Origin of the sequence: Blastomonas sp. (assembly GCF_041747255.1) — a bacterium.
Classification (GTDB): Bacteria; Pseudomonadota; Alphaproteobacteria; order Sphingomonadales; family Sphingomonadaceae; genus Blastomonas.
Genome location: NZ_JBGTFM010000331.1, coordinates 1 through 6,814, shown reverse-complemented (window position 1 = coordinate 6,814; position 6,814 = coordinate 1). Strand labels below are relative to the sequence as shown.

The 6,814-nt window shown below is 64.2% G+C and carries 5 protein-coding genes; 2 read left to right on the top strand and 3 right to left on the bottom strand.

Annotated elements, in window-relative coordinates:
* Together ACEW8G_RS11270 and ACEW8G_RS11265 are read right to left on the bottom strand one after the other, a co-directional pair.
* The coding region (locus ACEW8G_RS11270) for a [protein-PII] uridylyltransferase (RefSeq protein ID WP_373488514.1) at positions 1 to 2,397 on the bottom strand (2,397 nt) is incomplete at its 3' end.
* A gap of 60 nt (positions 2,398 to 2,457) precedes the next feature.
* Positions 2,458 to 4,164 carry a class I adenylate-forming enzyme family protein gene (locus ACEW8G_RS11265; protein WP_373488513.1) on the bottom strand — a complete coding sequence of 569 codons (1,707 nt, stop codon included), beginning with the start codon at positions 4,162 to 4,164 and terminating at the stop codon, positions 2,458 to 2,460.
* Between the two features lie 81 nt (positions 4,165 to 4,245).
* On the opposite strand from ACEW8G_RS11265, the gene lgt reads away from it, so the two are divergent.
* Together lgt and ACEW8G_RS11255 are read left to right on the top strand one after the other, a co-directional pair.
* On the top strand, positions 4,246 to 5,124 hold the full coding sequence (gene lgt / locus ACEW8G_RS11260; protein WP_373488512.1) for a prolipoprotein diacylglyceryl transferase: 879 nt from the start codon (positions 4,246 to 4,248) through the stop codon (positions 5,122 to 5,124).
* Positions 5,124 to 6,191 carry a class I SAM-dependent methyltransferase gene (locus tag ACEW8G_RS11255; protein WP_373488511.1) on the top strand — a complete coding sequence of 356 codons (1,068 nt, stop codon included), beginning with the start codon at positions 5,124 to 5,126 and terminating at the stop codon, positions 6,189 to 6,191. The genes lgt and ACEW8G_RS11255 overlap by 1 nt, the downstream gene beginning before the upstream one ends.
* 93 nt (positions 6,192 to 6,284) lie before the next feature.
* Here the strand turns inward: ACEW8G_RS11255 and ACEW8G_RS11250 are convergent.
* Positions 6,285 to 6,814, bottom strand: a 530-nt coding sequence (locus ACEW8G_RS11250; protein ID WP_373488510.1) for an L-threonylcarbamoyladenylate synthase, incomplete at its 5' end; no start/stop codon positions are given.

The window sequence follows — 6,814 nt, the reverse complement described above, 5'->3', positions numbered from 1 at the left end:
GAGCGCCACGCGGTTCGACAGCGCATCGCCGATGGCAAGCTTCAGCCGCGTGATCTGCGCTTCTTCCATGAACGGGCGGCTGAGCGGATCCTGCACCAGGAAATTGTCGAGCGCCATGCCATCGCGCCGCGTGTGGATGCGCGCATCGATGATATTGCCCCCGGCCAGGTGGATGCCGCCTGCGATACGATAGAACATGCCGGGGTGATCCGCCGCGCTCACCGTCACCAGCGTCGCACCGCGCGCCGGATAAAATTCAGCTGATACCGCGAGCGGATCGCTTTCGTGCTGATCGATCAGGCGCAGGTTCTGGACGATGATGTCTTCGGGCTCGGCGATCCAATAGGCGTCGTCCAGCTTGCGTGCGATCTGGGAAAAGCGCCCGTCATCTATGCTCAACGCGGCGCGCACCGCCTCCTGCTTGGCCTTGACGCGTTCGCGCCGGCCATGCTGCTTGTGCCCCAGCCGCAGCACCTCCTCGGTCGATTCATACAGGTTGCCGAGCAGCTGGCGCTTCCAGCTGTTCCAGATGCCCGGCCCCACCGCGCGGATATCCACCACCGTCAGCACCAACAGCAGCTTCAGCCGCTCGGGGCTTTTCACCATGGCGGCAAAATCGGCGATGGTCTTGTAATCGGTAAGGTCACGCTTGAACGCGGTGGCAGACATCAGCAGGTGATGGCGCACTAGCCAGGCGACCTGCTCGGTCTCGGCCTCGCTCAGCCCCAGCCGTGGGCAGAGCTTCAGCGCAACCTCTGCGCCCAGCACGCTGTGATCGCCGCGCCGCCCCTTGGCGATGTCATGCAGCAGCGTCGCGACGAACAGCACCCGGCGCGACACCAGCTTGTCCATGATCGCATGGGCCAGTGGATGGTCGTCTTTCAGGTCACCCGATTCGATTTTAGCGAGCAGGCCGATGGCGCGGATCGAATGTTCGTCCACAGTATAATGGTGATACATGTCGAACTGCATCTGCGCGACGACGCGGCCAAAATCGGGCACAAATTTGCCGAACACGTTGGCCTCGTTCATCCAGCGCAGCACCATTTCGGGGTCGCGCGGGCTGCACAGCACGTCAAGAAACAGCGCGTTGGCGCGCGGATCGGCCTTGACCTGATGATCGATCAACCCGGCATCGAGGCTCGCCTGCCGCATCGCTGCGGGGTGAATTTCGACCCGGTGCTTGTCGGCAAGGTGGAAGATCTCGATCAGCCGCACCGGGTCTTCGCGATAGAAGCCCGCGTGTGGCAGCGCCAGCCGTCCACGATCAAGCACGAAGCCGGCCAGCCGGCGCGGTCGCCTGCGCAAGATCGCGGGGATGAACCGGCGGTTGCGTTCGGCAAACTGGTCATCGAGCTGTGCCAGAAACACGCCCGTAAGGTCGCCCACCCGCTTGGCGTTCAGGAAGTAATATTGCATGAAGCGCTCGACCGCCGACTTGCCCGGCCGGTCGGCAAAGCGCATCCGGGTCGCCACCTCGCGCTGCAGATCGAAGGTCAGCCGGTCTTCGGCGCGCCCGGTGATATCGTGCAGATGGCAGCGCACCGCCCACAGGAAATTGGCCGAACGACGAAAGCCGCGAAATTCGGTGATCGTCAGCAGCCCGGCGTCGACCAGCTCCGCCGCCGAGCGCACCTGATGGATGTATTTGCCGATCCAGTAGAGGGTGTGCAGATCGCGCAGCCCGCCCTTGCCATCCTTGACATTGGGCTCGACGACATAGCGGCTATCGCCCATCTTCTTGTGGCGGGTGTCGCGTTCGACAAGCTTTTGCGTGACGAAATCGCGCGCGGTGCCGGTGACAACCTCTTTCCAGAACAGCGCGCCTGCCTGCTTGTAGATCTGTTGATCGCCCCAGACATAGCGGCCCTCAAGCAGCGCGGTGCGGATGGTGAGGTCACCTTTGGCCTGGCGCACCATTTCATCGAGCGAGCGGCTCGAATGGCCGACCTTCAGCCCAAGATCCCACAGCAGATACAGCACCGCCTCAATCGCTTGTTCGGTCCAGCTGTTCTTTCTCATCGGCGTCAGGAACGCGATATCGACATCGCTGTGCGGCGCCATTTCGCCGCGTCCATAACCACCCACCGCCGCGATGCAGAAATGCTCGCCGGTGCTCTGGTTGGCGACAGGGTACTGAAAGCGCACCACATAATCGTGGATCAGCCGGACGATCTGATCGATCAGAAACGCCTGTGCGGCGGCGCATTCGTGCCCCGATGCCGGGCTGTCCACCAGCCGCCGGGCAATCTCCGCGCGACCATCGGCCAATGCATCGCGCAAGATGGTGACGACCTCGCCGCGCGCACGATCGGCGCTGTCCTGCGCCAGCGTGGAGATCCGGGCGTCGATTGCCCGCCGATCAATGATCGCGCGCTGGTTGTGGACAGTGGTCATGGGCACAACTGATCTAGGGGGTGATCAGCGGATTGTCATCCCGCAGCAGCTGTTTTCCGGTCAGGCCTCCGCCTTTGCCTGCGCCTGATAGGCCTTGCGCAGCCCCACCTTGTCGATCTTTGCGGTCCCCAGACGCGGCAGTGCCTCATCGGTCTGCCACAGCTTGGCAGGCACCTTGAAGGCGGCAAGCTGATCGCTGAGAAACCCGAGCAGATCATCAGGGGTCACAGTTTCGCCGTCGCGCGCGACATAGACCGCGCCGACAATCTCGCCGAACCGCTCATCGGGGATGCCGAAAACGCTCGCCTCGGCGATGCCGGGATGCGCGTAGATCGCGGCTTCCACCTCGACACAGCTGATGTTTTCGCCGCCGCGAATGATGATGTCTTTCTTGCGGTCAACGATGAACAGGTAATTGTCGGCATCAAGATAGCCCAGATCACCGGTGCGGAAATAGCCATCGGGCATGATCGCGGCGCGCGTTGCCTCAGGGTTGTTCCAGTAACCCAGGAAATTGGCAACCGAGCGGATGGCGACCTCGCCGACCGCGCCGCTGGGCAGCGGATGGCCGTTGTCGTCCAGGATCGCAAGGTCGACCAGCGGGCGCGATGGCTGGCCGGTGCTGTCGGGCTTGGCAATATAGTTCTCGTTGAAATTGCCGCAACCGATGCCGTTGGTTTCGGTGAGGCCATAGCCCAGGATCGGGAACGCCCAGTCCATCGTCTCCTTGATCCGCCGGACATGCTCGACCGGGCGCGGCGCACCGCCTGCGGCAAAGGTGACGCAGCTGGTCAGGTCATACTGGTCGCGCCTGGGGTGCGTCGCCATTTCGTAGCTCATCAGCGGCACACCGACGAAATAGGTGATTTTCTCCGCCTCGATCAGACGCATCGCCTCTTGCGCGTCCCATTTGGGCATGAGCACGAGCTTGCGCCCGATGGCAAAGCTCTGCAGCAGCACCGGCACTTCGGCGGTCACGTGGAACAGCGGCACGTTGAGCAGCGTCGCGGGTTGACCCTCGGGCGCTTTGCCCATGCGGGTGGCGATGCTGAGCGCCATCAGCGTCTGCGCAAGATAGCTGAAGGTGCCCTGCACGACCCCACGGTGGTCCGAATAAGCACCCTTTGATTGCCCGGTGGAGCCCGATGTGAACAGGATCGTCGCCAGATCATCGCCTGACAGGTCGGGCAGCACCGTCGCAGCGCTGCCGCCGGCAGCCAGCACGGCGGACAGGCCATTGGCGGGCGGGCCATCATGGCTGAACGTAATGACGCGCGCGCCGCCGATATTCCCGCATTCGGCGATCTTTGCCGAGCAGCGGTCATCGGCCAGCACCAGCGCGCATTCGACATCGCGAATACCGGCGCACAGCTCGACCCCCTGCCACCAGCCGTTGAGCAGGGTGGCGACACCGCCTGCCATCAGTGTGCCCATGAAGGCGATGATCCAGTTTGCGGAATTGCGCGCCGCGATCCCCACGCGGTCGCCCTTGGCGATGCCGTGGCCCTCGACCAGCGCGGCGGCCACACCGCGCGCGGCAGCATAAGTCTCGGCAAAGGTCAGCCGGGTGTCGCCATCGACCAGAAATTCCTTGTCGGCATTTTGCGCGCAGAAATAGGCAAAGAAATGCGACAGCGCGGGCGGGGCGACCGCAATCATCGGCAATTTCTCGCCGTATTTTTCGAAATGCGTCAACGGCAACATGCCACCTTCGCCGGTCAAGGCCTTGATCGCCTCGTCCATCATCTGGTCCAGCTCGGTCGCCATCGTCCATCTCTCCTCTTTCGCTTATGCTTGCCAGTACCCCTGGGCAGCCCTTATGAAGGGGAAAATCCGTGGGGAAAAGCCTTGATCCTGCCCTTTCTGGCGCTTGCCGCCGATACTGCCAGCGCCGTAGCGTCACAGCCGATCCGTTTTGAGGAGCTGGGACTGTCGCCGGTTGCGCTCAGCCTTGGCGGGTTTCAGCTCAAATGGTATTCGCTCGCCTATCTGTTCGGCATCCTGCTCGGTTATTGGTACATGGGCAAGCTGCTCAAGCAGCCCGGCGCGCCGATGGCGCAGCGCCATGCCGATGATCTGATGCTCTATGCGACGCTGGGCATTATCCTTGGCGGGCGGCTTGGCTATATCGCGTTCTACCGGCCCGATCTGCTGGCGACCCCGCTGGAAGTGTTCAAGGTGTGGGAGGGCGGCATGTCTTTCCACGGCGGGCTGATCGGGGTGATCGTCTCGATCCTGTTCCTCACCTGGCGCAATGGCCTCAGCTTCCTGCGCGTGGGTGATTACGTCGCGTGTGTCGTGCCCTTTGGCCTGTTGTTCGGGCGGCTCGCCAATTTCGTCAATGCTGAGCTGTGGGGGCGGCCCACCGATGTGCCCTGGGCGATCATTTTCCCGACCGATCCTGAAGGCCTCCCGCGCCATCCCAGCCAGCTGTATGAGGCGGGGCTTGAAGGCGCGTTGCTGGCGGTCATCTTGGGCGTGTTGTTCTGGAAAACCGATGCGCGCCATCGCCCCGGGTTCCTGAGTGGTGTGTTCATGGCGGGCTATGGCGCCAGCCGCTTCTTTGTCGAATATTTCCGCAACCCCGATGCGCATCTGGTCACTCTGGCGCAGCAGACCGGGCTCAGCATGGGCCAGTGGCTGACCGTGCCGATGATCCTGATTGGTCTGTATCTGATGTTCAGCGCGCGCGGGAGGACCGTCAAGCCGCTGCCCGCGACCGCCTGATGATGACGGGCAATGGCGATACACCCGGGCTCGACGCCATTTTCCGCAGGCTGATCAGCGCGACCGGCCCGATCACCGTCGCGCATTACATGGCAGAGGCCAACGCGCATTATTACGGCAAGCGCGAAGCGTTGGGCGCCACCGGCGATTTCATCACCGCGCCCGAGATCAGCCAGATGTTTGGCGAGATGGTCGGCATCTGGCTCGCCGATCAGGTGCTGCGCGCGGGCAAGCCAAGCCCATGCCACTATGTCGAGCTGGGGCCGGGACGCGGCACGCTGGCCAGGGACGCGTTGCGCGCGATGGCGCAGTTCGGGCTGAGCCCTCAGGTCCACCTGATCGAGGGCAGCGAACGGCTGCGCCACATCCAGCGCGAGCGGGTTCCTGAGGCACGCTGGCACGATGCGCTCGACAGTGTGCCGCGCGAGGGGCCGCTGCTGGTGGTCGCCAACGAATTTCTGGATGCGCTGCCGGTGCGTCAGCTGGTCGCCACCGATCAGGGCTGGCGCGAGCGGGTGGTGGTGCATAATGGCGAGCGGTTCATGCCTGTTGCCGGCGCACGGCCGATGGACAATGCCGTGCGCGCAGAGCTGTGCACCAGCCCGCCCGGCACGATCCTTGAGACCTGCTCGGCGGCCAGCGGCTATGCGTTCGAGATTGCCACCCGGTTGAAGGCGCAGGGCGGCACGGCGCTGTTCATCGATTACGGCTATACCGCGCCGCAGACTGGAAGCACGCTGCAGGCGGTGCGCGACCACCAGCAGGTCGATCCGTTTGCCGATCCGGGTGAGTGTGACCTGAGCGCGCTGGTTGATTTCGCGCAGCTTAAACAGATCGCGCTCGCCGCCGATGTCGATTGCCTGGGGCCAGTGGCGCAGGGCGACTGGCTGATGGCGCTGGGCATCGGCGCACGTGCCGCTGCGCTCGCGAAATCCGATCCGGCGCAGGCCGGTGCGCTGGATGTGGCACTTGATCGGCTGGTTGCACCAGAACAGATGGGCGCGCTGTTCAAGGTCATCGCCTATCGCGGCCCCGGCTGGCCGCAGGGCGAGGGCTTTGGGGGCTAGTTTCGCGACGCTGCCGTCTCCCTCCCTCTCCCACCGGGAGAGGGAAGGGGCCCGCACCGCAAGGCGGAGTGGGAAGGGTGAGGGTGATCAGGGCTAAGCCGCCGCCCGTCGCAGCCGGTCGTTGATCGCCGCCCCCATGTTGTCAGCCGGGATGGGCGCGATTGCAATACGCGGCATCGGAGACAAATCAGCGCGGTGCAGCGCCGCATAGAGGTTCGCCGCCGCCTCTGCCAGATCGTCCGACGCCGACAGCGTGTCGTTCCCCGCCACCGTACCGAAGCCGATCAGCCACTCATCCGCCTCCGCACGCGCCGCATTCAGCCGAACCGGCTTGGAAGGCGCGTAATGGCTGGCCAGCTGGCCGGGGGCTTCGATGGTGTGGCTGGCGAGCGGGCTGGCCGCTTGCCCAAGCAGCGCAGCGATGTCAGCGGGGTCGACCGGGCCGGGGCGCAGCAACTGCCATCCATGTCTTCCATCAAAGTTGCGCAGCGCAACTATTGTCGATTCAAGTCCGGCGCTGCACGCGCCGCCGTCGATGATCAGCGGCACGGCGTCGCCGAGGCTCGCGGCGACATGCGCGGCGGTCGTCGGACTGATCGCACCGCTGCGATTGGCCGATGGTG

Coding starts and splice junctions, on each gene's coding strand:
- ACEW8G_RS11265 (WP_373488513.1), bottom strand. CDS start 4,164: ATGGCGACCGAGCTGGACCAGATGATGGACGAGGCGATCAAGGCCTTG.
- ACEW8G_RS11255 (WP_373488511.1), top strand. CDS start 5,124: ATGATGACGGGCAATGGCGATACACCCGGGCTCGACGCCATTTTCCGC.